The sequence below is a fragment of the Halorubrum aquaticum genome, from assembly GCF_900113615.1.
In the GTDB taxonomy this organism is placed as follows: domain Archaea; phylum Halobacteriota; class Halobacteria; order Halobacteriales; family Haloferacaceae; genus Halorubrum; species Halorubrum aquaticum.
Window position 1 is genome coordinate 79,047 of record NZ_FOPZ01000004.1, and the last position, 26,764, is coordinate 105,810.

General features: G+C 67.7%; 26 protein-coding genes and 1 tRNA gene. 14 read left to right on the forward strand and 13 right to left on the reverse strand.

Annotation, left to right across the window (positions count from 1 at the left end):
* Positions 1-58 precede the first annotated feature (58 nt).
* Positions 59-589, forward strand: coding sequence for a nicotinamide-nucleotide adenylyltransferase (locus F3H10_RS05015; protein WP_149783740.1), 531 nt, complete (start codon positions 59-61; stop codon positions 587-589).
* A complete protein-coding gene (locus F3H10_RS05020; protein ID WP_149783741.1) occupies positions 586-1,425 on the forward strand; it encodes an SAM hydrolase/SAM-dependent halogenase family protein in 840 nt (279 codons plus the stop codon). Before F3H10_RS05015 ends, F3H10_RS05020 begins: the two co-directional genes overlap by 4 nt.
* Positions 1,426-1,455: 30 nt before the next feature.
* Here the strand turns inward: F3H10_RS05020 and F3H10_RS05025 are convergent, their stop codons facing one another.
* On the reverse strand, positions 1,456-1,923 hold the full coding sequence (locus tag F3H10_RS05025) for a DUF5793 family protein (RefSeq protein ID WP_149783742.1): 468 nt from the start codon (positions 1,921-1,923) through the stop codon (positions 1,456-1,458).
* Positions 1,924-2,055: 132 nt separating this feature from the next.
* Between F3H10_RS05025 and F3H10_RS05030 the strand changes: the two genes are divergently transcribed.
* From F3H10_RS05030 to F3H10_RS05040, 3 genes are all read left to right on the forward strand, one after another.
* Positions 2,056-3,840 carry a type II/IV secretion system ATPase subunit gene (locus F3H10_RS05030; RefSeq protein WP_149783743.1) on the forward strand — a complete coding sequence of 595 codons (1,785 nt, stop codon included), beginning with the start codon at positions 2,056-2,058 and terminating at the stop codon, positions 3,838-3,840.
* Positions 3,837-6,044 carry a type II secretion system F family protein gene (locus F3H10_RS05035; RefSeq protein WP_149783744.1) on the forward strand — a complete coding sequence of 736 codons (2,208 nt, stop codon included), beginning with the start codon at positions 3,837-3,839 and terminating at the stop codon, positions 6,042-6,044. Before F3H10_RS05030 ends, F3H10_RS05035 begins: the two co-directional genes overlap by 4 nt.
* A gap of 101 nt (positions 6,045-6,145) precedes the next feature.
* A complete protein-coding gene (locus F3H10_RS05040; RefSeq protein WP_149783745.1) occupies positions 6,146-6,790 on the forward strand; it encodes a class I SAM-dependent methyltransferase in 645 nt (214 codons plus the stop codon).
* 120 nt (positions 6,791-6,910) lie between these two features.
* Here F3H10_RS05040 and F3H10_RS05045 read toward each other — a convergent pair whose 3' ends face one another.
* From F3H10_RS05045 to F3H10_RS05055, 3 genes are all read right to left on the reverse strand, one after another.
* A complete protein-coding gene (locus tag F3H10_RS05045) occupies positions 6,911-7,201 on the reverse strand; it encodes a hypothetical protein (protein ID WP_149783746.1) in 291 nt (96 codons plus the stop codon).
* 13 nt (positions 7,202-7,214) lie between these two features.
* A complete protein-coding gene (locus F3H10_RS05050; protein ID WP_149783747.1) occupies positions 7,215-7,739 on the reverse strand; it encodes a DoxX family protein in 525 nt (174 codons plus the stop codon).
* A 196-nt stretch (positions 7,740-7,935) separates the two neighbouring features.
* On the reverse strand, positions 7,936-8,346 hold the full coding sequence (locus F3H10_RS05055; protein ID WP_149783748.1) for a helix-turn-helix domain-containing protein: 411 nt from the start codon (positions 8,344-8,346) through the stop codon (positions 7,936-7,938).
* A gap of 164 nt (positions 8,347-8,510) precedes the next feature.
* On the opposite strand from F3H10_RS05055, the gene F3H10_RS05060 reads away from it, so the two are divergent.
* A tRNA-Gly gene (locus tag F3H10_RS05060) sits at positions 8,511-8,581 on the forward strand.
* 47 nt (positions 8,582-8,628) lie between these two features.
* Here F3H10_RS05060 and F3H10_RS05065 read toward each other — a convergent pair.
* The gene (locus F3H10_RS05065) at positions 8,629-9,402 is read right to left on the reverse strand and encodes an SDR family NAD(P)-dependent oxidoreductase (RefSeq protein ID WP_149783749.1); all 774 of its coding nucleotides are present in this window, start codon (positions 9,400-9,402) and stop codon (positions 8,629-8,631) included.
* 104 nt (positions 9,403-9,506) lie between these two features.
* Positions 9,507-10,580, reverse strand: a complete 1,074-nt coding sequence (locus tag F3H10_RS05070) for an NAD(P)/FAD-dependent oxidoreductase (protein WP_149783750.1) — start codon at positions 10,578-10,580, stop codon at positions 9,507-9,509.
* 135 nt (positions 10,581-10,715) lie between these two features.
* On the opposite strand from F3H10_RS05070, the gene F3H10_RS05075 reads away from it, so the two are divergent.
* Positions 10,716-11,033, forward strand: coding sequence for a hypothetical protein (locus F3H10_RS05075; protein WP_149783751.1), 318 nt, complete (start codon positions 10,716-10,718; stop codon positions 11,031-11,033).
* Positions 11,034-11,065: 32 nt separating this feature from the next.
* On the opposite strand, the gene F3H10_RS05080 is transcribed toward F3H10_RS05075, so the two are convergent.
* Positions 11,066-11,764 (reverse strand): metallophosphoesterase family protein, encoded by a 699-nt coding sequence (locus tag F3H10_RS05080; RefSeq protein WP_149783752.1) that lies wholly within the window; start codon positions 11,762-11,764, stop codon positions 11,066-11,068.
* 119 nt (positions 11,765-11,883) lie between these two features.
* Between F3H10_RS05080 and F3H10_RS05085 the strand changes: the two genes are divergently transcribed.
* Together F3H10_RS05085 and F3H10_RS05090 are read left to right on the forward strand one after the other, a co-directional pair.
* A complete protein-coding gene (locus F3H10_RS05085; RefSeq protein WP_149783753.1) occupies positions 11,884-12,582 on the forward strand; it encodes a hypothetical protein in 699 nt (232 codons plus the stop codon).
* Complete coding sequence (locus F3H10_RS05090) at positions 12,583-13,266, forward strand: metal-dependent hydrolase (protein WP_149783754.1); 684 nt, start codon at positions 12,583-12,585, stop codon at positions 13,264-13,266.
* A gap of 247 nt (positions 13,267-13,513) precedes the next feature.
* On the opposite strand, the gene F3H10_RS05095 is transcribed toward F3H10_RS05090, so the two are convergent.
* Positions 13,514-16,012: a cbb3-type cytochrome c oxidase subunit I gene (locus F3H10_RS05095; protein ID WP_149783755.1), complete on the reverse strand. Its 2,499-nt coding sequence runs from the start codon at positions 16,010-16,012 to the stop codon at positions 13,514-13,516.
* A complete protein-coding gene (coxB, locus tag F3H10_RS05100) occupies positions 16,009-16,806 on the reverse strand; it encodes a cytochrome c oxidase subunit II (RefSeq protein WP_149783756.1) in 798 nt (265 codons plus the stop codon). Before coxB ends, F3H10_RS05095 begins: the two co-directional genes overlap by 4 nt.
* A gap of 170 nt (positions 16,807-16,976) precedes the next feature.
* Between coxB and F3H10_RS05105 the strand changes: the two genes are divergently transcribed.
* Positions 16,977-17,396 carry a hypothetical protein gene (locus F3H10_RS05105; RefSeq protein ID WP_223174201.1) on the forward strand — a complete coding sequence of 140 codons (420 nt, stop codon included), beginning with the start codon at positions 16,977-16,979 and terminating at the stop codon, positions 17,394-17,396.
* 74 nt (positions 17,397-17,470) lie between these two features.
* Here the strand turns inward: F3H10_RS05105 and F3H10_RS05110 are convergent, their stop codons facing one another.
* Positions 17,471-17,671 (reverse strand): VNG_1110C family protein, encoded by a 201-nt coding sequence (locus tag F3H10_RS05110; RefSeq protein WP_149783758.1) that lies wholly within the window; start codon positions 17,669-17,671, stop codon positions 17,471-17,473.
* Positions 17,672-17,832: 161 nt separating this feature from the next.
* On the opposite strand from F3H10_RS05110, the gene F3H10_RS05115 reads away from it, so the two are divergent.
* Both F3H10_RS05115 and F3H10_RS05120 read left to right on the forward strand, forming a co-directional pair.
* On the forward strand, positions 17,833-18,942 hold the full coding sequence (locus tag F3H10_RS05115; RefSeq protein ID WP_149783759.1) for an OBG GTPase family GTP-binding protein: 1,110 nt from the start codon (positions 17,833-17,835) through the stop codon (positions 18,940-18,942).
* 535 nt (positions 18,943-19,477) lie between these two features.
* Complete coding sequence (locus F3H10_RS05120) at positions 19,478-20,665, forward strand: redox-regulated ATPase YchF (RefSeq protein ID WP_149783760.1); 1,188 nt, start codon at positions 19,478-19,480, stop codon at positions 20,663-20,665.
* Positions 20,666-20,684: 19 nt separating this feature from the next.
* On the opposite strand, the gene thsA is transcribed toward F3H10_RS05120, so the two are convergent.
* Positions 20,685-22,247, reverse strand: coding sequence for a thermosome subunit alpha (gene thsA / locus F3H10_RS05125; protein ID WP_149783761.1), 1,563 nt, complete (start codon positions 22,245-22,247; stop codon positions 20,685-20,687).
* Between the two features lie 146 nt (positions 22,248-22,393).
* Here thsA and F3H10_RS05130 point away from each other — a divergent pair, with 146 nt between their 5' ends.
* Both F3H10_RS05130 and F3H10_RS05135 read left to right on the forward strand, forming a co-directional pair.
* Positions 22,394-23,224 (forward strand): amidohydrolase family protein, encoded by an 831-nt coding sequence (locus F3H10_RS05130; RefSeq protein ID WP_149783762.1) that lies wholly within the window; start codon positions 22,394-22,396, stop codon positions 23,222-23,224.
* Between the two features lie 66 nt (positions 23,225-23,290).
* A complete protein-coding gene (locus F3H10_RS05135) occupies positions 23,291-23,782 on the forward strand; it encodes a DUF371 domain-containing protein (protein WP_149783763.1) in 492 nt (163 codons plus the stop codon).
* 30 nt (positions 23,783-23,812) lie between these two features.
* Here F3H10_RS05135 and F3H10_RS05140 read toward each other — a convergent pair whose 3' ends face one another.
* Positions 23,813-25,393, reverse strand: a complete 1,581-nt coding sequence (locus F3H10_RS05140; protein WP_149783764.1) for an acetolactate synthase large subunit — start codon at positions 25,391-25,393, stop codon at positions 23,813-23,815.
* A complete protein-coding gene (locus F3H10_RS05145; protein ID WP_149783765.1) occupies positions 25,393-26,754 on the reverse strand; it encodes an NAD-dependent succinate-semialdehyde dehydrogenase in 1,362 nt (453 codons plus the stop codon). Before F3H10_RS05145 ends, F3H10_RS05140 begins: the two co-directional genes overlap by 1 nt.
* Between the last annotated feature and the right edge of the window lie 10 nt (positions 26,755-26,764).

Genomic DNA, 26,764 nt, shown 5'->3' on the forward strand with positions numbered 1-26,764 from the left:
ATACGTCGGCGTTCGGGTCCCACTGGGTTTATAAATCCCGGCGTCACATCGTGTACGCATGCGGGGCTTTTACATCGGGCGGTACCAGCCGTTTCACGACGGCCACCGACACATGGTCGAGGAGATAGCCGAGGAGGTCGACGAGCTGGTGTTGGGGATCGGTTCCGCCGGCGACTCGCACACGACCCGCAACCCGTTCACCGCCGGAGAGCGGGTGATGATGGTCACGAAGGCCGTCCAGGACCTCGACGTCACCACCTACGTCGTCCCCATCGAGGACCTCGACCGCAACTCCGTGTGGGTGAGCCACGTCCGGAGCATGACCCCGCGGTTCGACGTGGCCTACTCGAACAACCCGCTCGTCGTCCGGCTCTTCGAGGAGGCCGGCGTCGAGGCGCGTCAGTCGCCGATGTTCCGCCGCGACGTGCTGGAGGGGACCGAGCTCCGCGAGCGCATGATCCACGGCCGCGACTGGGACGCCCTCGTTCCCGACGCCGTCGCCGACGTGATTGACGAGGTCGGCGGCGTCGAGCGCATCCGCCGGATCGCCGAGACCGACACGAACGGCGAGGAACCCTCGGACCAGTGATCACGCTTACCTCCGATTTCGGCTCGCCGTACCCCGCCGCGATGAAAGGAGTCATCCGCCGGCACACGGACGCGGAGCTGATCGACATCGCCCACGACCTGCCTCGCGGCGACCCGCGGGCGGCCGCGTTCTGGCTCCGGTTCGTCCTCCCGGAGTTCCCGCCCGCCGTCCACTGCGCGGTCGTCGACCCCGGCGTGGGAACGGGCCGCGACGCGATCGTCGTCCGCGCCGGCTCTCACGTCCTCGTCGCGCCCGACAACGGGCTCGCGATGCCCCCGGCACGGGCGCTGGCGACGGACGACGCCGACATCGAGATATGGACCATCGCGGTCGACGACCCGGCGAGCGAGACCTTCCACGGCCGAGACGTGTTCGCGCCGACCGCCGCACGCATCCGGGCGGCGCTCGACGAATCAACGGACGGAACGTCGGGCGCGGCCGACTCCGAGGCGGTCGCCGACGCTCTCGACGCCATGGACGACCTCGAGCCCGCGAGCGACCCCGTGGATCTGGTCTTCCCGGAGCCGAGCGTCGAGCGCGACGACGACGGGGACGCCGCGGTCATCGACGGCGAGGTGCTCGCGATCGACCGGTTCGGGAACGTGATAACCAACGTCCCCGGCGAACTGGTCCGCGGACGCGACTGGATCCGCGTCGACGGCGACCTCACGCCGGTGGCGGAGACGTTCGGCGCGGTCGGACCCGGCGATCGGCTCGTCACCGTGGGGAGCCACGGCTACGCGGAGTGCGACGTCAACGACGGTCGGGGAGACGGCGCGTTCGACCTCCGACCGGGCGACTCGGTGCGGTTCGTCGCCGACAACGTCAGCCTGTGACTCGGCGGTCGGAACCGTGATTTACCGGGTTCAAAGCTCGACGCCGGAGGGGATCAGGCTCTCGCCGCGAAGGAGGTTCCCCTCGTGGTCGTACACGAGGAACGTCTCCTTGTCGTAACTCACGATCCGCTCGCCGTCGAGGTCGATCTCGACGCGGTAGCGCGCGTCGTCGCCGTCGGTGGCGTCGACGGACTCGCGGGCGGCGCGGATGAAGGGGAGGACGTCGTCCGCGGTCTCGTTGAGCTCGAGGACGAAGTCACCCGTGAAGCGGTTCGTCACGCCCACGACGCCCTCGGCGTCGCCGCTCTCGAGCGGTTCGCGGAGTCGGAAGGCCACGTCGATCTCGCCCGCGGAGAGCAGGTCGCCGTCGGCGTCCGAGAGCCGGTCGCGTAAGAGGCCCTCCGGTCCGTGGAAGTCGATGCGGACCAGGGGGGTCGTCGGCTCGTCGGCGTCGTCTCCAACGCCCTCGACGGTCAACTCGAAGTAGTCACGCCGCATTTCCTATCTCGTGTTTAGCGGCCCGCCCGTATGAACGTAACGGGCTCCGTCACGGCAGATCGCGTACTCGCGAGTTCGATAATCAGCGGGGGCCTTTTAACTCGGTGCCGCGTGTACACCGGTACGACAACGATGGCGGGGGACGCACCGACGGCGGAGAACGCACGTGCGGAGGGGGTCGAGGGCGCCGTCGGGGCGCTCCGTCGACGCCTCGAGCGCACGTGGGAGATGCTCCGGGGCTCGGAGCTCTCGGTCCGTCCGTTCAGACCCGGCGAGGACGGCCCGCTCGCGTCCTTCACCCTGCCGCCGGACGAGCGCGAGGTCGACCGCTACTGGGTGAACGCCCCGTACGCGTACGTCGTGATCACCTACGACGAGGTCGAGAGCGAACACCGCTACTACGCGGTCGAGCCCGACCTCGACGACTTCGAGCGGGACCTGCTCGACCGCGTCGCCGACGACATCCGGGACCCGCTGCTGTACCGCGAGGGAACCGGCCGGACCGACGAGGAGACCCTGCGAACGGAACTGGAGTCGCTGCTCGAGGGGTACGGCGTCGAGGCGGGGATGGACACCTTTCACTCGCTCGCGTACTACCTCTACCGTGACTTCCGCGGGTACGGAAAGGTCGACCCGCTGTTGAACGACGACCACATCGAGGACGTCTCCTGTGACGGGTACGACCTCCCGATCTTCGTCTACCACGACGAGTACACCGACGTCGAGACGAACGTCTCGTTCCCGAAGGCGGAGCTCGACAACTACGTCATCCGGCTCGCCCAGCAGTCCGGCCGGCACGTCTCGGTCGGCGACCCGATGGTGGAGACCACGCTCCCGGACGGGTCGCGCGCCGAACTCGCGCTCGGCGAGGAGGTCACGCCGCGCGGGTCGGCGTTCACCATCCGACAGTACGCCGACGAGCCGTTCACCCCGATCGACCTGGTCGAGTACGGGACGTTCTCGGTCGAGCAGATGGCGTACTTCTGGCTCTGTATCGAGCACAACAAGAGCCTCATCTTCGCGGGCGGGACCGCCTCCGGGAAGACCACCTCGATGAACGCGGTCTCGATGTTCATCCCGCCGCGCGCGAAGGTGCTCTCGATCGAGGACACCCGCGAGCTCTCCCTGTATCACGACAACTGGCTCTCGTCGGTCACCCGCGAGCGACGACACGAGGGCAACGACATCGACATGTACGACCTGCTGCGGTCGGCGCTGCGGCACCGTCCGGAGTACATCATCGTCGGCGAAGTCCGCGGCGCGGAGGCGATCACGCTGTTCCAGGCGATGAACACGGGACACACCACGTTCTCGACGATGCACGCCGACTCGATAGAGACCGTGATCAACCGGCTCGAGAACGACCCGATCAACGTCCCGCGCGCGATGGTCCAGTCGCTCGACATGCTCTCGGTCCAGACGCTGACGCGCTCGGACGACCAGCGGGTCAGGCGGGCGAAGACCATCGGCGAGATCGGCGGGATCGACCAGCGGACCGGCGAGCTCGATTACTCCTCCGCGTTCGAGTGGCGGGCGGAGACGGACGAATTCCGACGCAACGACTCGGTGCTCCTCGAGGAGATACAGGAGGAGCGCGGCTGGACCCGCTCGGAGCTGCTCCGGGAGATCGACCGCCGGGAGCGGTTCCTGGAACTGCTCTCCGGGCTCGGCGTGAACGGGTTCAGGCGGTTCACGGCGCTCGTCAACGAGTACTACGCGGACCCCGATCGGGTGATGGAGCAACTCGAGGAACGCGCAGACGGCGACGGCGGGAGCGCCGAACACGCCGACGACGAGAACGTCGAACGCGCAGACGACGACGGGCACGACGAAAACGTCGGACACGCTGACGGCGTCGAAATGGACGACGAAGACACCGAAACCGACGCCGATCGACCCGGGACCGACGGCGAATGATCGCGTACCTCCCGCTCGTCCTCGCGGTCGCCTGTTGTCTCGCGCTCGCGGCGTCCCGTGCGTCCCGGCGTGCGGATCTCGCGGTCACCAGACTGGCGCTGTCGTTCTTCGGCGATTACGTCGCCGGTCGGGAACGCAAACAACGGGAACGTGACCTGATGCGTGCCGCCCACGTCGGTGGCACCCACCGAGAGTACGCCTCCCGTACCCTGCTTTACGCCGGCGTCCTTGGCGTCGCCGGGAGCGTGGTCGGCGTCTACCTCGCCGCCGCGGTCCTGACGGCGCTCGAGGTCGGTGGCGACCGCCTGAGCGAGGTCCTCCCGGCCCCGATCTCGTTTCTCGCCGGGCTGACGCGGCTGACGGAGGTCGGTCTCCTCGAGCTGTTCGTCCTCCTCGCGGTCGCCTCGGCCACCGTGGGCACGGCGCTTTCCGTCGGCGCGTACTACGCCCGCTGGGCGCTTTTGAGCCAGCGAGCGACCGCCCGTGCCGCGGAGATCGACGCCACGCTCCCGCGGACGGTCGCGTTCGTCTACGCGCTCTCGCGGTCGGGCATGGCGTTTCCCCGGGTGATGGACACGCTCGCCGAGAACGAGGCAGTGTACGGCGAGGCCGCCACGGAACTGTCGGTCGCGGTCCGCGAGATGAACGCGTTCGGGACCGACGTGCTGACCGCGCTTCGACACACCGCGCGGCGGACGCCGAGCGACGACCTCTCCGAGTTCGCCGAGAACCTCGCGTCGGTCCTCGGGACGGGTCGGTCGCTGTCGGCGTTCCTAAACGACCAGTACGAGCGCTATCAGGAGGAGGCCGAGACGAAACAGGAGCAGTACCTCGAACTGCTCTCGACGTTCGCGGAGGCGTACGTCACGACGCTCGTCGCCGGCCCGCTCTTTTTCATCACCATCCTCGTCGTGATCGGGCTCGTCCTGGAGGACACGCTCCCGCTCCTGCGCGTCGTCGTCTACGTCGCGGTCCCGCTGGCGACGTTCGGGTTCGCGGTGTACGTCGACAGCATCACGCAGGGGATCGGCGGCACCGAGCGCGTCCGGACGTCGGAGACGCCTCACGGCCGTACCATCAACCGAGGGGATGGTCGCGACGACGGCGGCCGCGACGATGACCTCGACGACGGCGACGGCGATGGAAACGATGGGGACCGAACCCCGACGGGACCCGTCGCGACGGCGACGGCGTCCGCCCGTTCGGACGGCGGGGACGTCGCCGACCGCTGGCAGACGAGCCGCGAGCGGCTCCGGGCGTACGACCGGTTCCGCTCGGTCCGCGCGTGGGCGAGTTCGCCGGTCGAACACGTCCTGCGGTCGCCGGAGGCCGTCCTCGCGGTCGCCGTTCCGGTCGCGCTCGTCGGCGTCGTCGCGGCCGTTCATCCGCTCTCACTCGGCGGCCCGACGGAGGTCGCCGCGCAGGTCGACGCCCCGATCGTGGGCGCGTCCGCGTTCGTCCTCGCGGTCTACGCGGTCGTCTACGAGGTCAGGAAACGCCGTATCCGCCGGATCGAGGCGGCGATACCCGACTTCCTCGACCGGCTCGCCAGCGTCAACGAGGCGGGCACCTCGGTCGTCGCGAGCATTCGTCGGGTGGCCGAAACCGACCTCGAGGCGCTGACGACCGATCTCGAACGCACCCGTCGGGACATGGACTGGGGCGCGGACGTGACCTCGGCGCTCCATCGGCTGGAGCGGCGGGTCGCCTCGCCGATGACGTCGCGGGCGGTCGTGCTCGTGACGAACGCGATGCACGCGAGCGGCGACGTCGCGCCCGTCCTCCGGATCGCTGCCGACGAGGCGCGGGCGACGTGGACGCTCCGGCGGGAGCGCCGGCAGGTGATGTTGACGTACCTCATCGTCATCTACATCTCGTTTCTGGTGTTCCTCGGCGTGATCGCCGCGCTCTCGGTGTCGTTCATCCCGGCGATCGAGGAGGCGTCGATGGCGGGCACGGCCGCCGAAACCGGGACCGGAACCGGTGTCGGGACGGGAACGACCGGCGGGCTCGTCGGCGGGCTCGGCGACATCGACGCGACCGCCTACGAGCGGCTGTTCTTCCACGCGGCGGCGATCCAGGCGCTGTGTTCGGGGATCGTCGCCGGACAGCTCGGTGAAGGATCCGTCCGAGACGGGGCGAAACACGCCGCGATCCTGCTCGTTCTCACGCTCGTGGCCTTCGCGGCCATGGGCGGGTTGTGAGCAAGCGCAGACCGAACTGTGACCGGAACCGGGAACGAGACCGACCGACCCCTCCGAGCCGAGGTCACCGCACCTATGGTCGTCGCCCGCGATCGACGAGTATGGACCCGCAGTCGACGTACGACCGGATCGCCGGGCACTTCTCGAAGACGCGGGAGTACGCCTGGCCGGAGGTCGAGTCCTTCCTCGAGGGACGAACCGGCGACCGCGCGCTCGACGTCGGTTGCGGGAACGGACGGCACACGGAGCCGTTGGCCGAGCGCGCGCGGAGTGCGGTCGGCGTCGATCTCAGCCGGGAGCTGCTCCGGGAGGCGATCCGGCGCGCTCACGACCGAGGGTTCGCCGACCGGGCGGCGTTCATCCACGGTGATGCTGTGGCCCTCCCGATCGCGACGAACACGGTCGACCTCGCGGTGTACGTCGCCACGATCCATCACCTCTCGCCGCGAGCCGCGCGGCTCCGGAGCCTGAACGAGCTCGCGCGGGTCCTCCGGCCGGGCGGCGTCGGGCTGGTGAGTGCGTGGAGCACGGCCCACGACCGGTTCGACCGCGAGGAGGGGTTCGACACGACCGTCGACTGGACGCTTCCCGGCGGCGAGACGGTCCCCCGCTACTACCACGTCTACGATCCCGAGGAGTTCACCGGAGACCTCGCGGAGAGCGACCTCGTCGCTGTCGACGTCGACGTCTCGAGCGGGAACTGCTACGGGACCGTTCGCGCGCCGGAGACGGGCGACGGCGTCTGAGGTGATCGTCCGAGGTGGTCGTCCGGGATGGTCACCCGAGGTGATCGGTCGGGACGGTCGTCCATGCCGGTCGTTCAGAGTGCGTGGAAAACGAGATCGAACGTCCGGGCCGACCTCGGCTCAGTCGGCCGCCACTTCCTTCCGGGCGGCCGTCTCCTCCGGCATCGGCGTCACGAGCCTGTAGGCCGCGTACAGGCCGAGCACCGCGATGCCGGCGAGGACGAGCCCCGTCCGGAGCGTCGGGTCGATGAGCGGGGTCGCGACGACCTCGCCCGCGTCGTTGGTTATCTGGACCGGGCTGTAGGGTTGGCCGGCGAGGATCTCGACCACGCCGAGCACGACGGTGCCCAACAGCATCAGTCCGGCGCTCAGTGCCATCGCCGCCCTGTCGATGATGTCCGGGTCGTTCATTGGATGTCACCTCTCAACCGAGCAGGTACCGGAGCTTCGGGTGTCGTTCGACGAACTCGGTGCGCTCGAGGACCGCGTCGAGGCCGTAGTACCGGCCGGCCGCCAACACGATCACGGTCACGAACAACAGCAGACCCATCAGGTCGCCGTTGACGAGGCCGTTGCCGAAGCCGGCGTTGCCGATCCAGAACAGGACCATGAATATGGCCCCGCCGAACGCGGCGAGCCGGGTGACCGCGCCGGCCATGAGCGCGAGCCCGATCAGCGTCTCGAACAGCGGGACGCCGGGCTCGATGAGCCACGCGAGGTTGTTCCCCATCCAGACCGGGATGGGTCCGAGCGCCGTGCCGGTCATCTCCGACATGTATGCCGGGCCGTACGTGTAGGCCAGCCCGTCCTCGATGAGTTTCGTCACGCCGGCGTGGAAGAACCACCAGCCGGTGACGACGCGCAGGAACGCGACCCAATAGGCCGTCCACGGGCCGTCCAGCGCGAACTCGACGTCGGTCGTCAGGGGATTCCCCGTTTGATATGACATGGGCGTCACCTCACGTGTGGACGTTGCGTCGGATCCGAGTTATACTCCGGCGACGAGTCCCGCTCGACGGGAAGCGTTCCGAGGGGGTGAGAACGCGAGATCGTCGAAGTCAACGGGTGATCACTTCGGTCGAACCCCAACGCGACCCGTCGATCGTTCGTGGTGGTTTCGGATCCGAGTAGTGTAATCGGAGAACTTAGCGCTCGGGCCGCTGAGCGGTCTCGTATCGCTTGATATCGTCGGTCTTCTCTATTCGCTCGTAGATTTCTCGAAGCGTCTCCCGTGCTCGAAGGAGCATGTGATCGTCGAGGAACTCCCGACCAGCGTCACTGATGCCGTAGAACTTGTAGGGCATGTCGTTCCGCCGTTCGTCCTCCGGTAGAAACACTTCCTCGGCGATACCGGCATCGACGAGCTGCTGGAGGTGCTGGCGGATCGTCGTCCGGCTCTTACTCGGGTTGACGTAATCGAGTTCCTTCAGGGTCGGGAGTCCCGACGGATGGCCGAGGATGTCCTGGATCAGCGCGAACCGAGTCTCCTGTGTGACGACGCTGAGCTGCTCTCGAACCGATTCTAGATCGCTTGGCGGACGATCGGAGGTGCTCATACCCCGTTGTTTGAATGGTACGTCGAAGAGCGTTTCGCTTAAATACGAATTGGTTAAAAGCGAAGTAGAGTCTGTCGATTACTGAACTCGTAGGTACGCAGGGATCGACATCGACGACGCCAAAGGGTAAACTCCTTATTCCGGCACCGAATTCAAACAAACGCGCGCCGGTGGTCTAGTGGTAGGACCTGAGCCTTCCAAGCTCATGGCCCGGGTTCAAATCCCGGCCGGCGCATTTCTCAGTCGATCTCGTCAGCCGCCAGATATTCCTCTCGCAACAGCCTACAGACTCGCTCCCCCGTCGACCCACACCGTCTCGCCGGTCACGTAGCTCGCGCCCTCGGAAGCGAGGTAGAGGTACGCGTCACGCAGGTCTTCGGGAACGCCGGCTCGAGACGGGAGTCCGTCGGATCCCTTGACGGTGTCTCTCGCCTCTCCGGACCAGCCCTCCCGGATCTCGGTGGCGATCGGTCCCGGAGCGACCGCGTTCACTCGGATCCCGTGTCGGTCGAGTTCGAGCGCCGCGCTTCGGGTGAGCATCTGGACGCCGCCCTTCGTGGCCGCATAGTGGGAGTGGTTCCACTCCGCGCGTTCGGCCGTCGTCGAGGACGTGTTCACGATCGTCCCCTCGACGCCGCGCTCGATCATGTCCCGCGCGGCCAGTTGTGTGCCGAAGAACGTACCTCTAAGATTGACGCCGTGGACGGCGTCGAAGTCCTCGGGAGTGACGTCGAGGAACTCGAGGCTGCGGTGAACGCCCGCGTTGTTCACCATCACGTCGACGCCGCCGAACTCGCGGGCCGCCTCGATCACCGACGCGATCCGGCTCGGCTCGGAGACGTCCGTCTCGACGAAGACGGCGGTTCCCCCACGTTCCTCGATGGCCTCGTGCGTGGGAATGGCGGCGTCGGTGTCCTTCGGCGCTTCCCGGACGTCGGCGTTGATCACGGTCGCTCCCGCGTCGCCGAATCCGGTCGCGACCGCACGGCCGATCCCGCTCGATCCGCCCGTGACCACGACCGTCTCGCCGGAGAAGTCCGCGTCGAGGGTGCCCATACGGACGGTCGATCACGGCGGATCAAAAAGGGTCGCCATCGCCGTTCGTCGATCGGCTCGTCGACTCGGTCGGGAAGCCGTGAGGACCGGGCGACCGATCCGTCTCAGTCGTCGTCCGCGGCCGCCTCCGGCTCCGCCGCCGGCGACTCTCGCGGCCCGCCGGCGTGTCCCTCGTGGGCGACCGCGGTCGCCAGGAGTTCGGGGGAGATCGCGGGCACCTCGTCGTCGCTCACCGGCCCGTCGCGCGCGATGGCCTCCTTGGAGCGCGGGAACTCGCGGATCTCCTTGTGAATCGCGAGGCCGGCCTTCGCGCCCTGTCCCATCGCCACCGGGATCTGGTTGTGGCCGGGGGTCACGTCGCCGACCGCGAAGACGCCGTCGATGCTCGTGCGCCCGTGGTCGTCGACGCCGATCCGACCGTCGTCGGTCAGCTCACAGCCGAGCGACTCCGCGAGGGCGGTGTTGTAGTCGGAGCCGTACATCGGGAAGCCGCCGCGGTACTCCCGGCGGGTGCCGTCCTCGAACTCGAGGGCTTCGAGCCACCCCGAATCCGGATCGTTCTCGACGCCCGCGACCTCCTCGTGTATCACCTCGATCGGGTGTGCCTCGAGTTGGGCGGCGGTCTCGTCGCTCCACGTCGACTCCTCGCCGCGGGTCAAGAGGTCCACGTCGTCGGTGACGTTGAGCATGATCATCGCGACGTGGGCGGCCGCCTCGCCGTGGCCCATCACGTACACCGGCTCGTCGACGAACATGTACGCGTCACAGTGGAGACAGTAGTGGAGGCCCTTGCCGGTTCGCGGCAGTGGCGGGTCCGGTCGCTTATCCGAGAAGCCCGTGGCGAGGACCACTCGCTTCGCGGTGAACTCGTCGTCGCCGGCGACGAGGCGGAACCGGCCGTCGTCGGTGTGCTCGACCGACTCGACGAACCCGCGTTCGAAGTCGCCGCCGTAGGAGGCCACCTGCTCGCGAGCGGTCGCGAGGAACTCGTTGCCGGAGGTCTCCTCCGTGACGCCGATCACGTTGTGCGTGTCGGCCATCATCGCCGCGCGGCCGCCGCCTCGGTCGATAAGCACCGTCTCGTGGCCGAGTCGCGCGCCGTACAGCGCCGTCGTCAGTCCGGCCGGACCGCCGCCCACGACCGCGACATCGTACCGCTGCTCGTCGGAAGCACTCATTGACGGTCATACGAATCGGATCGGGTTAAATGCCCATGAGGTGTGCGCGGCGATCGGCCAGCCGCGGGCAACGGGAACCGACAGGGATCACGGGCAGTCAGGGAGTTTATGCGCGCCGGGCGCGTGCTCCCGGTCGTGTCTGGACGCCTCGTCGCCGCGCTCGTCCTCCTCGTCGTCGGCACCGTCGCAGACGTGTGGTCGACGTACCTCGCGATCTCGACCGGCGAGTTCGTGGAGGGCTCGCCCGTCGGCCGGACGTTCATCACGTGGCTCGGCCCGCTCCGCGGAATGCTCCTCACGAAGGCGGTCGGGATGGTCGTCATCGGCGTTCCCGTCGCGGTCGCGGGCGGGAGCCGCCGGCTCGTGGCCACGGTGATGTGTGCCGGCGTCGGCGCGATCTCCCTTCTCGCGGCCGTCCGAAACCTGCTTCTCGTCGCGGGCTACTGGCCCTGACCGGTCGATCGGTTCTCTCCCTGTTCCCTCCATCACTCGCCACGAGCCAGTCGCGTCGCGGTGCGCTCGGGCAGTCCCTCACGTTCGACCGCCTCGGCGACGCGGTCGACGTCGTATCCGACCCGCCTGAGGTCGACCTCGCCGGCGTCGGTATCGAGCACCGCGTATGCGGCGTCGGGGTCGCCGTCGCGCGGCTGCCCGACGCTACCGGGGTTGACGACCAGCCGGCCGTCGACCGACCGGGCCCCCTGGACGTGGGTGTGGCCGAGCACGAGCCCGGCGAGTGGACGGTCGGGATCCTCGTCAGCGATCTCGTCGAGTCGTCGGTCGAGCGCCGGAAACTCCTCGGGATAGACATATGCGTCCTCGCGTTCCGGTGCCGGATGCGAATGGGCGAGCAGGTACCGTCCGTCCACGAACCGCGTCGCTCGCGGCAGGTCGCGGAGCCACGCCAGTTGCTCCGCCGAGAGTTCGCGTTTCGCGTGTTCCAAGCCCGCTTCGGCCATCCGGTTGGCACGATATCGTTCGGGCGTCTCGACGGTTCGATCGTGGTTCCCCCGGACGCACGCCGCAGCGACCTCGCGGACGCGATCGAGACACTCGGCGGGCCACGGGTTGTAGCCGACCACGTCGCCGGCACAGACGACCGTCTCGACCGGCGGCATGTCCTCGAGGACCGCCTCCAGTGCGGGCAGGTTCGCGTGGACGTCCGAGAGGAGTCCAACCTTCATCACGTGCGGGTTCGAGAGCGAGGGCGGAATACCTTTTGTCGGCGTGTGTCGGGACCCGAACCCAACGCGCGCTCTCGCCCGCCAGAGCGCTTATCATCGCAGGACCGAAGGAACCGGTAATGGCACCGACCCTTCTCAACGCCGCGCTCGGTGCGCTCCTCGCGGCGGCGCTTCTCGGGCCGGCGTTTGACGGCCGAACGGTCGCCGTCGTCGTCGCGGCCGCCGTCCTGCCGAACCTCGACGCGGTCGCGAGCCTCGTGGTCACGGGTGCGACGAACACGCTCCTCCACAACGTCTGGATCCCGCTCGTGCTCGTGGGACTCCTCTACTGGGACACGGCGCTCAGCGAGCGGTCCGCCCTCCGCGAACGCTACGGCTGGCGGGGCGTACGGACCGCGTGGGTCGCGCTTGCGGGGTTCACGGCCGCCGGAGTCGCTCCGGATCTGTTCGGCACGCCGGGAGCGAACCTCCTGTACCCTCTCGAGGACGCGTACTACGTCGTCGACGGCCTCCTGCTGTTCTCGACGCAGGACGGGATCGTCCAGACCTTCGTCTCGGCGACCGCCGAGGGTCCGGGCGTCCTCCCATTCGAGAGCCTCGGAACGACGGAGACGCACTCGATCTCGACGTGGGTGAATCCCGACGGCCGCCCCGACCTCGCGCTCGGGAGCGAACGTGAGTTCGTCGTCGTCGATGCCGGCTGGCAGGCCGTCGTCGTTGCGAGCGCGCTCGCGTCGATCGCGATCCGGTTCCGACCGTGGGCGCGCGTGAGGACCGGGGACACGGCGGAGGACTCCGCGACGGAGGCGAGCCGATAGATGGTCTCCTCCATCGTCCACGCCGGGTTCGCGTTGGTGCTTGCGGCGGGACTGTTGAAGGGCTCGTACGACCGCCGGGCGCTCGCCGTCGTCCTCGCGGTGGTTCTCCTTCCCGAGGCTGACTCCTTTCTGGGGCCGATCATGTCCGGCGCACACCGGACCGTCGGCCACAACTTCGTGTTCCCGGCCGCGGCCGCGTTCCTGATCTACTACGACACCCGGATCCGCGAGGAGTCCGCCATCCGCGAACGCGTCGCCGACCGCGGCGTCCGGATCGCGTGGGTCGCGCTGTTCGTCCACCTCTTCGCGCATGTCTCGCTCGACTGGGCGCACCTCGATGGTGTGAACGTCCTGTGGCCGCTTCACGACTCGTTCTTCCGGCTGGAGGGCGAACTGCTGTGGTCCTCGGCCGACGGCCTCGTTCAGACGTTCGTCGATATCGATCTCAACCCGGAGACAGGCGATCGCCGGGTCGACGCCGGCAGCACGGGGACCACGCAGTCGGTCCACGTGAACAACCCGGTCGAACCGGACGACCCGGAAACCCTCGAAGGGGCGGAGACGATAGACCGGCGCTTCCCGGTCGCGGGACGCGGGTGGCGGCTCTACCTGCTCGGGCTCGGGGTCTTCACTGTCGTCGCCCGGCGGCTTCAGAGCGACCCGCCGGCGGAGTCGGCGGAGTGATCCGTCGGTTCTCGTCCGTGGCTCCAGTCGAAAAACCTGGAGGGAAAAAGCCGCCCCGCTGTCTTCGACGGTTCCGTCGGTAAGCCACTCGATCTCTCGTTCAGTACAGGGGATTTTATTTCACATGATAATTTATGATATACATGGCGGCCTCCAAAAGAGGTTGGGGTCTCGGGAGCGTCTGAGGCCATCGCTCCCACTTTTCCCGAAAACAGCCGTCTCGATGTCAAAGAAAGACCCGCGTACCTCAGAAGAGGTAGAACAGCGGGAAGAGGAACACCCAGACGATGTCGACGAAGTGCCAGTAGAGCCCGAAGTACTCGACCGGCCGCTCGTCCTCCAAGTACGCCCCGTGGTACGCCCGGTAGAACAGGAACCCGGCGATCAACAGCCCGCCGACCACGTGGACGCCGTGGAGACCCGTCGTGACGTAGTAGATCGACGCCTGGACCGGGTCACCGTGGGAGTTCTCCGAGATCGTGACGCCGACGTCGTAGATCTCGTGGTGCCACTCCCACATCTTGATCGCGAGGAACGTCAGCCCGAGGCCGATCGTCGCACCCAGCGACGCGAGCAGTCCCTTGCGGCTCTTGCGGTGTGCCGCCACCAGCGCGAGGATCACCGTGAACGAGGAGGTCAACAACACGAACGTGTTGATGAGCCCCGGCAGCGACTCGGTCAGCGGCGACCACTCCTGCCAGCCGGCGTTGTACCGGATGAACACGGCCGCGGAGATGAACGCGCCGAAGACGATCACGTCGGAGGCGAGGAAGAACCACATCCCCAGTTTCACCTTCTCGACGCCGTTGAACGGCCAGCGCTCGGCGAACTCGGCGGGGGGCGCATAGAAGTCCTCGAAGCCCCACTTCACGCCGGAGTACACGAGCCCGAGCAGCCCGATGACGGTCAAGACCGGATAGATCGGGTTGCTGATCGTCACCGGCGTCGTCGCCAGCGAGTCGGCCGCCCCGATCGAGATCGAGTCGTTGAACCCGGAGAGTCCCAGGAACATGATGAGCGTCGCGAACGAGAGCGCGAACGGCCAGATGCTCGCGTGGCTGGGGTGTTTGTCCCAGTGTGCGTACTCGCGGATGTGGTCCGCGTGGCTGTCTCCGCCGTCGGTGGCGGCGTTGCCGTTCTCGTCGGCTTTCACCGCCGGGCCCCCGTCCGGGACGTAGTCCTTCACGAACTCCAGTTTCCCGGAGGCGTAGGAGGGACGGTTCGGCCAGTTCTCTATCGGCGGCGGCGAGGGGATCGCCCACTCGGCCGTCCGTGAGTAGTCCCAGGGGTTCTCGCCCGCGTCGGGACCCGAGACGAAGGACTTCAGGAAGTTGTAGAACATGATGAAGAAGGAGAACCCGAGCAGGAACGCGCCGATCGTCCCGATCTGGTGGAAGATCTGGAACTCGGGGTTGTACTCGAACACCCGGCGGGGCGTCTCCCAGCCGATGAACATCGAGGCGTAGACGGCGTTGAAGCCGATGAAGAAGACGACGAAGTGGACCTTGCCGAGGAACTCGTCGTACATCTTCCCCGTCATCTTCGGGAACCAGTAGTAGGCCCCGCCGAACAGCGCGGTCGCCCCGCCGAACATCACGTAGTGGAAGTGTGCGACCACCCAGTAGGTGCCGCGGAACTCGTAGTCGAGGACGATCGCGCCGAGGAAGACGCCGGTGATGCCCCCGACGATGAACAGCAACAGCGCGCCGAACGCGAACAGGAAGGGCGTCGTGAACTGGATGCGGCCCTTCATCAGCGTGTAGATGAGCGAGAAGACGACCAGGTCGAACGGGAGTGAGATCCCGATGGTGGTCGCCATCATCAGCGTCTTGATCTCGAGGTTGATCGTCGTCAGGAACATGTGGTGCATCCACACGAGGAACGACTGAACGGAGATCAGACAGATGGCGATGATGACCCACTTCCGCCCGACGAGCCGGCGGCCGGAGAACGTCTGGAACAACTCGAGCATGACGCCGAGCGCCGGGAAGAAGACGATGTACACCTCTGGGTGTCCGAAGAACCAGAAGAGGTGTCCCCACAGCAAGGAGCCGCCCTCGGTCGCCGAGAAGTAGACGCTGCCGAGCACGCGGTCGGACGCGAGAATGAGTCCGACTGCGAGCAGCGCGGCGAAGGCGAAAAGCATCATCCAGACCGTCGCGAGCATCGACCACGTGAACATCGGCATGTCCATGATGCCCATCCCCTCCGCACGCGAGTGGTGGATGGAGGTGAGGAAGTTCACCGTCGAGGCGGTGATGCCGATGACGAACATCGCCAACGCGAGGACCGCGCCGGTCGACCCAATGCTCGGCGTGTACATCGGGACGTTGAGCGGCGCGTACATCGTCCAGCCGGCGCTGAGGGTACCGCCCTGGAAGAAGCTGATCCCGAGGAGGACCCCGGAGAGCAGGTACATCCAGTAGGAGAGCGCGTTCAACCGCGGGAACGCGAGGTCGTCAGCCCCGATCTGGAGCGGGACGAAGTAGTTCGCGAACCCGAATCCGAACGGCGAGAGGAACCAGAACACCATTATGAGGCCGTGAGCGGTGACCGCCTCGTTGTACGCCAGCCCGGAGAGGACCTGGTTCGCCGGGTCCCACAGCTGGACGCGGATCAGCAGCGCCAGAACCCCGCCGAAAAGCAGGAAGAACAGCGCCGTGATCATGTACAGGATCCCGATGTCCTTGTGGTTCGTCGTGACCAGCCAGCGACGGACGGAGGTCGTCGGCGGAAGCTCGCTCATGCGGAGACACCTCCGACGGCCGACCCAGTAACGCTCGGGGTACCGAGGTCGCTCTCGACGTTGGAGCTGTTGGCTCCCTCGGAGTCACCCTCGGTTCCCGCGTACCACTCCTCCCATTCGTCCTGTGGGATGACCGTTATCTGGCCTTTCATCGCCGAGTGGCCGGAGCCACACAGTTCGAAGCACTCGACGAGGTACGTCGCCTCGCCGCCCTGCTCTTGGACCTCCTCGGAACTCACGGTGAACCAGGTCTCGCTGGTCTCACCGGGGATGGCGTCGGACTTTATCCGTAAGTCCGAGGACCCGAAGTTATGCCACACGTCCCGTGAGGTTATCTTCAAGTCGATCCGCTGGTCCGCGGGGACGACCAGTTCGTTCATCTCCGAGTGGCCGTTGGGGTAGAAGTACTCCCAGCCGAACTGGTATCCCTCGACTGTGATCTCGATGTCGCCCTCGTCACCCGTGTCGGGACCGTCCTCGACGTAGAGGAGCAGTCCGTACGCGTACACGACGAGACTGATGACGACGATCGCGCTCAGTCCGAACGAGAGGAAGAGTTTCTTCGCCTTCGGGCCGCCCTGGCCGGTGGGCAGCTCGCCGACGACCGGCGCGTCGAAGTCCTCCGGCGCCTCGCTGCCGTCGTCGCGATACTTGTAGACGTTCCACAACGTGTACGAGACCACGATGATACCGATGACCGTCCCCAGCGTGAGGAAGACGAAGAAGATCTCGTCGAACACCTCCGCTTGTGCCCGCCAGTCGGTCCCTTGTTGTAGGGTTATTGGGTCTATCATGTTCGTCTCTCAGCTCTTATCGTTCCCTTGGTGATGGCGCACTTAGCTCTTGTGTACGCCGGCGTCCGCGCGGCCCGAGGGGGCGCATACGAAGGCTATTTGTACACGCGTCCGGACCGAGTAGTAACGAGGAAATCATGGTTTCGCTTACCCTCTTGAGTACGGCGTTGATGGGCCTGCTCGTCCTGGCCACGTTCGTCGCCGCCGCTCGGATCGGCGGACAGCGCGCGCCGGGAGCCGACGAGACGGAAGACACGTATACCGCGCTCACCCGGCAGCTCGGTGGGATCGTTCGGACCCCGGCGGTGTGGTCCGTCGCGTTCGTCGTCGTCACGCTGGGTGTCGGCGCACTCGTCGTCCTCTCGGTCGGGAACTTCGCGTTCGTCGAGGGCTTCTCTGGCTCGCTCCTCAGCGCGCTGTACGCCGTCGTCGGACTGCTCGTCACCGGCTTCGTCTTCCTCGGGGCGTACTTCGGCGTGCGCGGACGGGGACTCGGAAACGCACACGGCGTCGCCGCCGGGTCGTTCGCGGCTGGACTGGTCTTTCTCGTGTTGATCGCGGTCCAACTGCTCGTCGGCGTGGTCGGCTAGCGGCGGAGGAGGGGGTGGAGGCCGGGGACGATCACGTTCTCCAAGACCGACCGCGTTCTCCGGGAGTACGGACCCTACGCGAGCGAGACGCCGTTACGGCAGAGATACGCGCTCGCGTTCTTGATCTCGATCGGGCTTCCGATGATCCGGCATCGACCGTCAGCCTCGATGATCGTCAGAGTGAACCGCTCTTCGAGCCCGTCGCGGAGTCCGTCGAGCGCGCAGGCGGGGACCAGGATCTGCGTGCTATCACGGAACGTCGAGGCGTCTGGCATTCGTCGTGTGCCGCGAGGGCCGACTTCCGGATAACCGTGTCGAAATGTCTCTCCGGTAACGTGTCCGGTCGTGGCTGCCGGGGGAAACCGACGGCGGCCCACGCGTCCCGCCGGCTGCCGAAGGAACACTTTTAACGAGTCGAGCGGCCGAGGTAGTACCGATGGGACTGGAAGCAGAGATAGAGGAACTCCGCGAGGAGATCGCCGAGACGCCCTACAACAAGTCCACCGAGGCACACATCGGGCGGCTGAAGGCGAAGCTCGCGGAGAAAAAGGAGAAACTGGAGAACCAGTCCTCCGCCGGCGGCGGCCACGGCTACGCCGTCGAGAAGCACGGCGACGCCACCGTCGCGCTCGTCGGGTTCCCGAGCGTGGGCAAGTCCACGCTGATCAACGCCCTCACCAACGCCGACAGCGAGGTCGGCTCCTACGAGTTCACGACCCTCGACGTCAACCCGGGCATGCTGAAGTATCGCGGCGCGAACATCCAGATCCTCGACGTGCCGGGACTGATCGAGGGAGCGGCGGGCGGTCGCGGGGGCGGCAAGGAGGTGCTGTCGGTCGTCCGGACCGCGGACCTGGTGGTGTTCATGCTCTCGGTGTTCGAGATCGAACAGTACGACCGGCTGAGCGAGGAGCTGTACGCGACCAACATCCGGATCGACGCGGAGCCGCCGAACATCAACATCCGGAAGACCCACAAGGACGGGATCGGGGTGACGATGAGCGACGACGTGAGCCTCGACGAGGACACCGTCAAGCAGGTGCTCCGCGAGTACGGCTACGTCAACGCCAAGGTGACGATCCCACACGACCTCACGATCGACGAGCTCGTCGACGCCGTGATGGACAACCGGGTCTATCTCCCGTCGATGGTCTCGGTGAACAAGGCCGACCTCATCGACAAGGACTACCTGCCGACCGTCAAGGGGGAGCTTCGCGAGCGCGGTCTCGATCCGGACGACGTGCTCTTCATCTCCGCCGAGGAGGAGCTCGGACTCGACGGGCTCAAAGAACGGCTCTGGGAGGAGCTCGGGCTCATTCGGATCTACATGGACAAGCCCGGACGCGGCGTCGACTACGAGGAACCGCTGATACTCTTCGAGGGCGACACCGTCGGCGACGCCTGTGAGAAGATCGGCGGCGAGTTCGACGAGCGGTTCAAGTTCGCGCGCGTGTCCGGTCCGAGCGCGAAACACGACGACCAGCAGGTCGGGAAGGGCCACGAGCTCGCCGACGAGGACGTGCTCCGGATCGTCGCTCGGAAGTAGCGAATAGACCGGATTCGTGTGTCGTTGCTGACGCGGTTTTAGCTTTCGGAGCCCCAGCCGGGACCGTCCGAATCGAGACACAGGGTCTCGGTGAACACCAGCAAAGCCCCAGTCGTGAGGGCTCACGGCTTCGCCGTTCGCCAGTCGAGGGCTCCCTCCGGTCGCCCTCGCACGACTCGCGCGACTCGCTGCGCGCTTCAGTCGCTCACTTCGTTCGCTCCGTCCAGTGCTTACTTCGGCCGCCATCGTCCTCACGACTGCCCCTTTGAGTCCCACCCCACCCCGCGACCGCACCTCATGCCTCCCCAGCCTCGTCGCCGGACTACGTCCGGCTGCCAGAGGCGCGTAGCGCCTCGCTGCGACTCCCTTCGGTCGTCGCGTCCCTCGCGGGCCGGTCGCGGGCCGGTCGCGGGCCGAAGGCCCGCTCCCGGGCGCGCCACCGCGACAGAGAACCGAATCAGGTGTCGATGAGGACAGATGGGATCTCGAAGCGACCGACCGAAAGGCGCTTTTTACGCGGCCGCGACCCTCGCGTATGATCACGGTCGCTCTGGCGGGGAAGCCGAACGCCGGCAAGTCCACCTTCTACACCGCCGCGACGATGGCCGACGTCGACGTCGCGAACTACCCGTTCACGACGATCGACGCCAACCGCGGGGTGACGGCCGTCCGAACCGAGTGCCCCTGTCTCGCCCGCGAGGAGCGCTGCGGGAACGAGCGCTGCCACGACGGGACGCGATACGTCCCGGTCGAACTCCTCGACGTGGCGGGGCTCGTCCCCGGCGCACACGAGGGGAAGGGACTCGGGAACCAGTTCCTCGACGAGTTGACGAACGCGGACGTCGTGTTGAACGTCGTCGACGCCTCCGGCGGCACGAACCGCGAGGGCGAGCCCGTCGAGGTCGGCAGCCACGACCCGGTGGCGGACGTCGACTTCATCGAGGAGGAGATGGACCTCTGGCTCGCCGGCGTGATCGCCGACAACTGGGAGGGCGTCGAGCGGAAGTCGCGCGCACCGGACTTCGACCTCGACGAGACGCTCACCGAGATGCTCACCGGGGTGGGCGCGACGGAAGCTGACGTGGCAGCGGTGCTCCGTGGGTTGAAGTATCCCGACGACCCGAAACGCTGGAGCGACGCGGACCGCGAGGCGTTGGCCCGCGAGATCCGCCGGCGGACGAAACCGATGGTCGTCGTCGCGAACAAGGCGGACATCGCGCCGCCCGAGAACCTCGACCGGCTCCGCGAGGCGACCGACAAGCCGGTCGTCCCGGCGACGGCCGACGGCGAGCTCGCGCTCCGGCGGGCCGCGGAGGCGGGCGCGGTGGATTACGATCCCGGCGATACCGACTTCGAGGTGACCGGCGACGTCTCCGACGAGCAGCGCGCCGGGCTCGAGGCGATCGGCGAGGTGATGGAGCGGTTCGGCGGGACCGGCGTCCAGACCGCGTTGAACGCGGCCGTCTACGACCTGCTCGACCGGATCACGGTCTACCCGGTCCAGGACGCCGGGAAGTGGACCGACGGGACCGGAAACGTCCTCCCCGACGCGTTCCTGCTGCCCGACGGGGCCACCCCGCCGGACCTCGCGTACGCGGTCCACTCCGACATCGGCGAGGGGTACCTCCACGCGGTCGATGCCCGATCGAACCGCCGGATCGGCGAGGACCACGCCCTCTCGGAGGGCGACGTGGTGAAGATCGTCTCGACGGCGGGACCCTGAACGGGGACGGTCGGTCGTCCTACTCCGCGGAGATCACGTCGTCGATCCGGAGTATCATCGTCGCCGCCTCGGCGGCGGAATCGACCGCCTCGCGTTTCACCGCGGCGGGGTCGACGATCCCCTCCTCGAGCGGGTCGCCGACGCGAGCGGTCCGCCCGTCGGCGATGACGCCCGCCCGGCCCTCTCGGTCGTGGGTCGCCCGGAGGTCGACGAGGGTGTCGATCGGGTCCGCGCCGGCGTTCTCCGCCAGCGTGCGCGGGAGCGCGTCGACGGCGTCCGCGAACACCTCGATCGCGAGCTGTTTGCGGCCCTCGACCGACGCCGCCGCCCCGCGGAGGTGCGCGGCGATCGCGATCTCGGCCGCGCCGGCTCCGGGGACGGTCCCGCTCTCGCGGGCGGCGACGACGGCGTCGACCGCGTCGGACACCGCGCGCTCGAGCTCGTCGACGACGTGCTCGGTCGAGCCGCGGACGAGGAGGGTCACCGCGCGGCTCGCGTCGCCGCCCCGGACGAAGACGAGGTCGTCGCCGTCACTCTCGATCGAGACCGATTCGGCGTGGCCGAGATCGGCCTTCTCGATGTCTTCAAGAGTTCCGAGTCGCTTCGCGCCAGTCACACGGGCGACATCGGTCGCGTCGGAGGAGCTCACGCTCTCGAACGCGAGGACCCCGGCGTCGGCGAGGAGACCGGCCACGCGGTCGTCGATCGCCTTCCGACAGACGAGGACGTCGACGCCCGCCTCCGAGAGGGCGTCCGCGTAGCCGCGGAGCTCGTCGTCCTCCGCTTTTAGCGCCGCGTTGAGCCCGTCGACCGAGGAGATCGTGTACTCCGCGTCGACGTCGCCCTGACGCACCTCGAGTTTCGTCTCGAGGACCGCGACGGACGCGTCCTCCACGGTTCGGGGCATCCCGTCGTGGACGGATTCCTCCTCGATGACGACCCCGTCGACGAGCTCGGTCGCGGAGGAGCCGGCGCCGGTACGCGGGTGGACGTGAATCGAATCGCGGTCGACACCGTCCTCCGTCGCGATACCCTCGACCGCCTCGACGACGAGCTCGGCCAGGTCGCGGGCGGCGACGTCGCCGGTCCCCTTGCCGGTCATCGACGACTCCGCGACCGACGCGAGGAGTTCCGCTTCCTCATCGACGTCGACCAGCTGCTCGTCGATCGCCTCGCCGGCCAGTCGGGCAGCCTCGGCGTATCCCTCGACGATCACGGTCGGATGGAGGTCGTCCTCGAGCAAGCTCTCCGCCCGCGAGAGCAGTTCGCCGAGGAGCACGGCCGCGGTGGTAGTCCCGTCACCCACGGACTCCTCCTGTGATTCCGCCACCTCGACGATCATCTGGGCCGCGGGGTGATCGATGTCCATCCGATCGAGGATCGTCGCGCCGTCGTTGGTGACGACGACGGTGCCCGTCGAGTCGACGAGCATCTTGTCCATCCCGCGGGGCCCGAGCGTCGTGCGGACGGCCTCGGCGACGGCCTTCCCCGCGGCGACGTTGGACTCCTGCGCGGCGCGGCCGCGCGTTCGTTCGCTGTCCTCCGAGAGCACGTACAGGGGTTGGTGAGTACGGGATGCCATACGTCGCGGATATTCGGTCAGCGGTTCTATATATACGTATCGCTCTGATCCAGACGAGATCGCCCGAAGGGAACGGGATAGCGCTCGAACACCGATCTCGTCTGCGACCGACAGGCACATGCGACACGCGTGGGATACACACGCGAATGCTCGGGTTGGAACACGACTTCCGGATCGTCGACACCCACGCCTCGCTGGACCCGGACGAGGCCTCCGTCGCCGCACACGGCCGGGACATCACGCCCGAGCGCCTCGAACGCGAGATGCACCAGGCGGGGATCGTCCGGGCGGTCGCGAGCCCCGGCCGCCGCGCCTCCGGTCGGAGCTACCTCCGCGCCAACAACGCCGTCGCGCGGCTCTCCGTCGACCGGCCGTTCGTCGCGTTCGCCCGGCTCAACGGCCCGCGTGACCCCGGGAGCGGTCCCGTCTCCACCGTCCGGAACCTCAGAGCCGAGCGAGACGACCACCACGCCCGCCCCGACGACGTCGAGCAGTACTCCTACGACGACCGGTTTCACGGGTTCACGCTCGTGCCGCCGTACGACGGGCTGCCGAACGCGGACGTGCTCGAGCGGTTGGAGGCGGCCGACCTCCCCGTGTTCGTCCACGGCGGGAAGCGCTTCCCCCCGGACGCGGTCGAGCGCGAACTGCTCGGCTACGACTTCCCCGTCGTGCTCGCCGGTTTCGGTGGCTATCCGCTCGACACCGGCCTGATGAACCGGACGCTCGACCTCCTCAGCGAGTACGACCGGCTCTACGTCGACACGAGCGCCGTGCGCTACCGCGAGATCCTCGAACGCGGGGTGTTGGAACACCCCGACCGCGTGGTGTTCGGCTCCGGCGCGCCCCACGTCCACCCGAACGTCGGCGTGATGGAGGTGTTGACCCTCGACGTCTCCGAGGACCTGATGCGACGCGTCTTCGCGAAGAACCCGGTCCGGCTCGTCCCCGCGCTCGCCGAGGGCGCTGACGTTTGAGGAGGCCGTGACGCGCCGCCGCCCGAAGCGACGGCCACTTGTCGCGCCGCCGCCGACCCGACGAGCATGAGCGACGCCGAGTCCGAGCAAGACGCTGATCCGGACGACCACCCAAGCGGGGACGAATCGCTCGTCGAGATCGTCCACGCGCGCGGCCACGAGAACGTCACCGCCAAACACGCCAGCACCTTCGAGTTCACCGGCGACGACTGGCTTACGCCCGCGGGCGACTGTATCGTCGGGGTCGATGCCGACCGAACGCCGCGGGACTTCTCGGCGGAGTTCCGGGAGGCGTGTCAGGACCCGAACGCGACGGTCACGGCGACGATCACAGTCGAGGGCGACGGAGGGACCCACACGGAGACGATCGTCGGCCGTGGCGATCCCGGTCTCGCCCTCGTCGACGACCGGTCGATGGTCGGGCGGACGAGCGAATACACCGACGACGAGCGGACGATCCTGGTCGACGCCGAGACGGCCGCCGCCGGTCTCGACCGAGAACTCGTGGCCGCGCTCGCCGGCGGCGCGGACGTGGAGCTACGCTTGGAGGTCCATTGACGTCCTCGTCACGCTCATCGGTAGCGGATCTCACTCGACGGCCACTTCGACGAGCGACATCTCGTCTCGTGTGGCGCTCCGGAGCGCCGTGCGGAGCTCCGAAAGCGAGGTGGGTCGATAGCTCTCGATCCCGAAGCTGTCGGCGAACGCGACGAAATCGGGGTTCGTCAGCTCGGTTCCGAACGAGTCGCCGGTGTGGGCGACCTGTTTCTCCGAGATGAGTCCGTAGTCGTCGTCGGTGAACAGCAGTATCGTGAACGAACAGCCCATGCGCGTCGCCGTCTCGATCTCGGCGGCGTTCATCAGGAATCCCCCGTCACCCGTCGCCGCAACGACGTTCGAGTCGACCGCGAGGTCGGCCGCGACACCGCCCGGGACGGCGATCCCCATCGAGGCGAACCCGTTCGAGACGAGACACGTGTTGGGCTCGTAGGTCGGGTAGTTCGCCGCGATGGCCATCTTATGGCTGCCGACGTCCGAGACGAGCACGTCTTCGGGCGCCATCACCTCCCGTAACACCGGAAGCACCGACCGGACGGTGAACGGCGGGTCGGCGGTCAGCTCGCGGTCGACGTCCGCGGCGATCCGATCGCGGTACTCCCGATACCAGCCGGAGTCGAACGAGAGGTCCTCGTCGCGATACCAGTCGAGGAGGGACCCGAGCGTCCGTTCGATGTCCGCGACGACTTCGATGTCGGGGTCGTACGCCTCGTACACCTCCGCGGGTTCGCTGTCGACGTGGACGAGCGGGGTTCCGTCGCCGTGCCAAGCGCCGGGGTCGTGTTCGGCGATGTCGTAGCCGACGGTGACGACGAGGTCGGACGCCGCGATCGCCCGGGTCGGTTCGTCGTTCGACCCCGAATCGAGCGTCATCAGCGAGCGCTCGTCCGCGTCGGAGACCGCGCCCTTCCCCATGTACGTCGACACGACCGGGACGTCGGTGGCGTCGACGAACTCCCTGAGCCGCGTCGAGGCGTGCGTGCGGACGGCGCCGTTGCCGGCGACGAGTATCGGCCTGTCCGCGTCCCGGAGCGCCGCTTTCACCCGATCGAGCGTGTCCGGGTTGGGTGCGGCGAACGGCACCCGCTCACCGGGGTCCATCGGTCGCGTCGCGGTCTCCGCTGCCGCCACGTCCTCGGGGAGTTCGAGGTGCGTGGCGCCGGGCTTCTCGTACTGTGCGATCTTGAACGCCTTCCTGACCGACTCGTGGACGATGTCCGGGCTGTCGAGCTGGGTGTTCCACTTGGTCACGGGATCGAACATCCGGAGGACGTCGATCGCCTGATGGCTCTCCTGGTGGAGCCGCTCGAGCCCGCCCTGTGCGGTGATCGCCACCAGCGGGCTCTTGTCGAGGTGGGCGTCGGCGACGCCGGTCAGGAGGTTCGTCGCGCCGGGACCGAGCGTGGCGAGACAGACCCCCGCGTCCCCCGTGAGCCGTCCGTGGACGTCGGCCATGAACGCCGCACCCTGTTCGTGGCGGACGGGGACGAACGTGACCGACGAGTCGCGCAACGAGAACAGCAGGTCCTCCATCTCCTCGCCGGGCAGCCCGTAGACGCGTTCGACGCCCTCCCGTTCGAGACAGGCGACGAGCAGGTCGGCGACCTTCATCACTCCACCCACACCGTCTTGCGGTTGACGAACTCGCGGATGCCGGCGCCGGCGAGCTCGCGGCCGTACCCCGAGTCGTTGACGCCGCCGAAGGGGACCCGCGGGTCGGACTTGACGAGCTGGTTGACGTACACGCAGCCCGCGTCGATCCGGCCGGCGACGCGTTCGCCCCGGTCGCGGTCCTCGGTCCAGACGCTCGCACCCAACCCGAACTCGGTGTCGTTCGCGAGTTCGACCGCGCTCGACTCGTCGGCGACCTCGTACACCGCCGCGACGGGACCGAACGTCTCCTCGCTGTCGACCGGACATCCCTCGGGCACGTCGGTCAGTATCGTCGGCGGGTAGAACGCCCCCGCACGGTCGAGCGGTTCGCCGCCGGTGACGACCGTCGCCCCCGCGTCGACGCTCGCCGTGACCTGGTCGTGGAGGTCCGACAGCAACTCCGGCCGCGCCTGCGGGCCGAGGTCGGTTCCGTCGTCCATCGGGTCACCGACGACGAGCGACTCGAACTCGTCAGTGAAGCGACGGAGGAACTCGTCGTAGACGTCCGTGTGGACGACGAACCGCTTGGCCGCGATACAGGACTGGCCGCCGTTCTGGTTGCGCGCCCACGCGCCGGTCTCGGCCGCGGCGGCGACGTCGGCGTCGTCGAGGACGACGAACGGGTCGCTCCCGCCGAGTTCGAGGACCGTCTTCTTGAGGTGGTCGCCGGCGGTCGCCGCGACCGCTCGACCCGCCGGACCGCTCCCGGTCACCGTCGCCGCTCGAACGCGGTCGTCGGCGAGGACGGGTTCGACGCGCTCGGAGGGGATCAGAAGCGACTGGAACACGCCCTCGGGGTAGCCCGCGTCGCGGAACACCGACTCGATCGCGAGCGCGCACCCCGGCACGTTCGACGCGTGTTTGAGCAGTCCGACGTTGCCGGCCGTGAGGGACGGCGCGGCGAACCGGAACACCTGCCAGAACGGGAAGTTCCAGGGCATGACCGCCAGTACCGGCCCCAGCGGCTCGTGGACCGTCTTCGCGGACGACCCCGGCGGACTGGGGTGGTGGTCGGCCCCCAGGTAGGCGCTCGCGTGTTCGGCGTAGTGGTCACAGCACAGCGCGCACTTCTCGACCTCCGCGACCGCCTGCTCGACCGGTTTCCCCATCTCACGAGTCATCGTCTCGGCGTACTCGCCCTCGTTTTCCCGGAGGGTATCGGCCACGGACTCCAGAAGCCGTTCCCGGTCGCGCATCGGTCGTTCGCGCCAGTCCTCGAAGTCGACGCTCGCCCGTTCGAGGGCGTCGTCGACCTCGTGTTCCGTGTGCGCATCGTAGGAGTCGACCCGCTCGCCCGTCGCGGGATTGACGGCGTCCATGGCTCCGATA

What these genes read in the sequence shown, in the direction of transcription:
- F3H10_RS05135 (WP_149783763.1), top strand. Translation starts at nt 23,291, where the DNA reads ATGAGCGACGCCGAGTCCGAGCAAGACGCTGATCCGGACGACCACCCA.
- F3H10_RS05110 (WP_149783758.1), bottom strand. Translation starts at nt 17,671, where the DNA reads ATGCCAGACGCCTCGACGTTCCGTGATAGCACGCAGATCCTGGTCCCC.
- F3H10_RS05090 (WP_149783754.1), top strand. Translation starts at nt 12,583, where the DNA reads ATGGTCTCCTCCATCGTCCACGCCGGGTTCGCGTTGGTGCTTGCGGCG.
- F3H10_RS05140 (WP_149783764.1), bottom strand. Translation starts at nt 25,393, where the DNA reads ATGAAGGTCGCCGACCTGCTCGTCGCCTGTCTCGAACGGGAGGGCGTC.
- F3H10_RS05095 (WP_149783755.1), bottom strand. Translation starts at nt 16,012, where the DNA reads ATGAGCGAGCTTCCGCCGACGACCTCCGTCCGTCGCTGGCTGGTCACG.
- F3H10_RS05120 (WP_149783760.1), top strand. Translation starts at nt 19,478, where the DNA reads ATGATCACGGTCGCTCTGGCGGGGAAGCCGAACGCCGGCAAGTCCACC.
- F3H10_RS05030 (WP_149783743.1), top strand. Translation starts at nt 2,056, where the DNA reads ATGGCGGGGGACGCACCGACGGCGGAGAACGCACGTGCGGAGGGGGTC.
- F3H10_RS05130 (WP_149783762.1), top strand. Translation starts at nt 22,394, where the DNA reads ATGCTCGGGTTGGAACACGACTTCCGGATCGTCGACACCCACGCCTCG.
- thsA (WP_149783761.1), bottom strand. Translation starts at nt 22,247, where the DNA reads ATGGCATCCCGTACTCACCAACCCCTGTACGTGCTCTCGGAGGACAGC.
- F3H10_RS05145 (WP_149783765.1), bottom strand. Translation starts at nt 26,754, where the DNA reads ATGGACGCCGTCAATCCCGCGACGGGCGAGCGGGTCGACTCCTACGAT.
- F3H10_RS05080 (WP_149783752.1), bottom strand. Translation starts at nt 11,764, where the DNA reads ATGAAGGTTGGACTCCTCTCGGACGTCCACGCGAACCTGCCCGCACTG.
- F3H10_RS05040 (WP_149783745.1), top strand. Translation starts at nt 6,146, where the DNA reads ATGGACCCGCAGTCGACGTACGACCGGATCGCCGGGCACTTCTCGAAG.
- F3H10_RS05070 (WP_149783750.1), bottom strand. Translation starts at nt 10,580, where the DNA reads ATGAGTGCTTCCGACGAGCAGCGGTACGATGTCGCGGTCGTGGGCGGC.
- F3H10_RS05065 (WP_149783749.1), bottom strand. Translation starts at nt 9,402, where the DNA reads ATGGGCACCCTCGACGCGGACTTCTCCGGCGAGACGGTCGTGGTCACG.
- coxB (WP_149783756.1), bottom strand. Translation starts at nt 16,806, where the DNA reads ATGATAGACCCAATAACCCTACAACAAGGGACCGACTGGCGGGCACAA.
- F3H10_RS05115 (WP_149783759.1), top strand. Translation starts at nt 17,833, where the DNA reads ATGGGACTGGAAGCAGAGATAGAGGAACTCCGCGAGGAGATCGCCGAG.
- F3H10_RS05105 (WP_223174201.1), top strand. Translation starts at nt 16,977, where the DNA reads ATGGGCCTGCTCGTCCTGGCCACGTTCGTCGCCGCCGCTCGGATCGGC.
- F3H10_RS05035 (WP_149783744.1), top strand. Translation starts at nt 3,837, where the DNA reads ATGATCGCGTACCTCCCGCTCGTCCTCGCGGTCGCCTGTTGTCTCGCG.
- F3H10_RS05025 (WP_149783742.1), bottom strand. Translation starts at nt 1,923, where the DNA reads ATGCGGCGTGACTACTTCGAGTTGACCGTCGAGGGCGTTGGAGACGAC.
- F3H10_RS05085 (WP_149783753.1), top strand. Translation starts at nt 11,884, where the DNA reads ATGGCACCGACCCTTCTCAACGCCGCGCTCGGTGCGCTCCTCGCGGCG.
- F3H10_RS05045 (WP_149783746.1), bottom strand. Translation starts at nt 7,201, where the DNA reads ATGAACGACCCGGACATCATCGACAGGGCGGCGATGGCACTGAGCGCC.
- F3H10_RS05015 (WP_149783740.1), top strand. Translation starts at nt 59, where the DNA reads ATGCGGGGCTTTTACATCGGGCGGTACCAGCCGTTTCACGACGGCCAC.
- F3H10_RS05050 (WP_149783747.1), bottom strand. Translation starts at nt 7,739, where the DNA reads ATGTCATATCAAACGGGGAATCCCCTGACGACCGACGTCGAGTTCGCG.
- F3H10_RS05055 (WP_149783748.1), bottom strand. Translation starts at nt 8,346, where the DNA reads ATGAGCACCTCCGATCGTCCGCCAAGCGATCTAGAATCGGTTCGAGAG.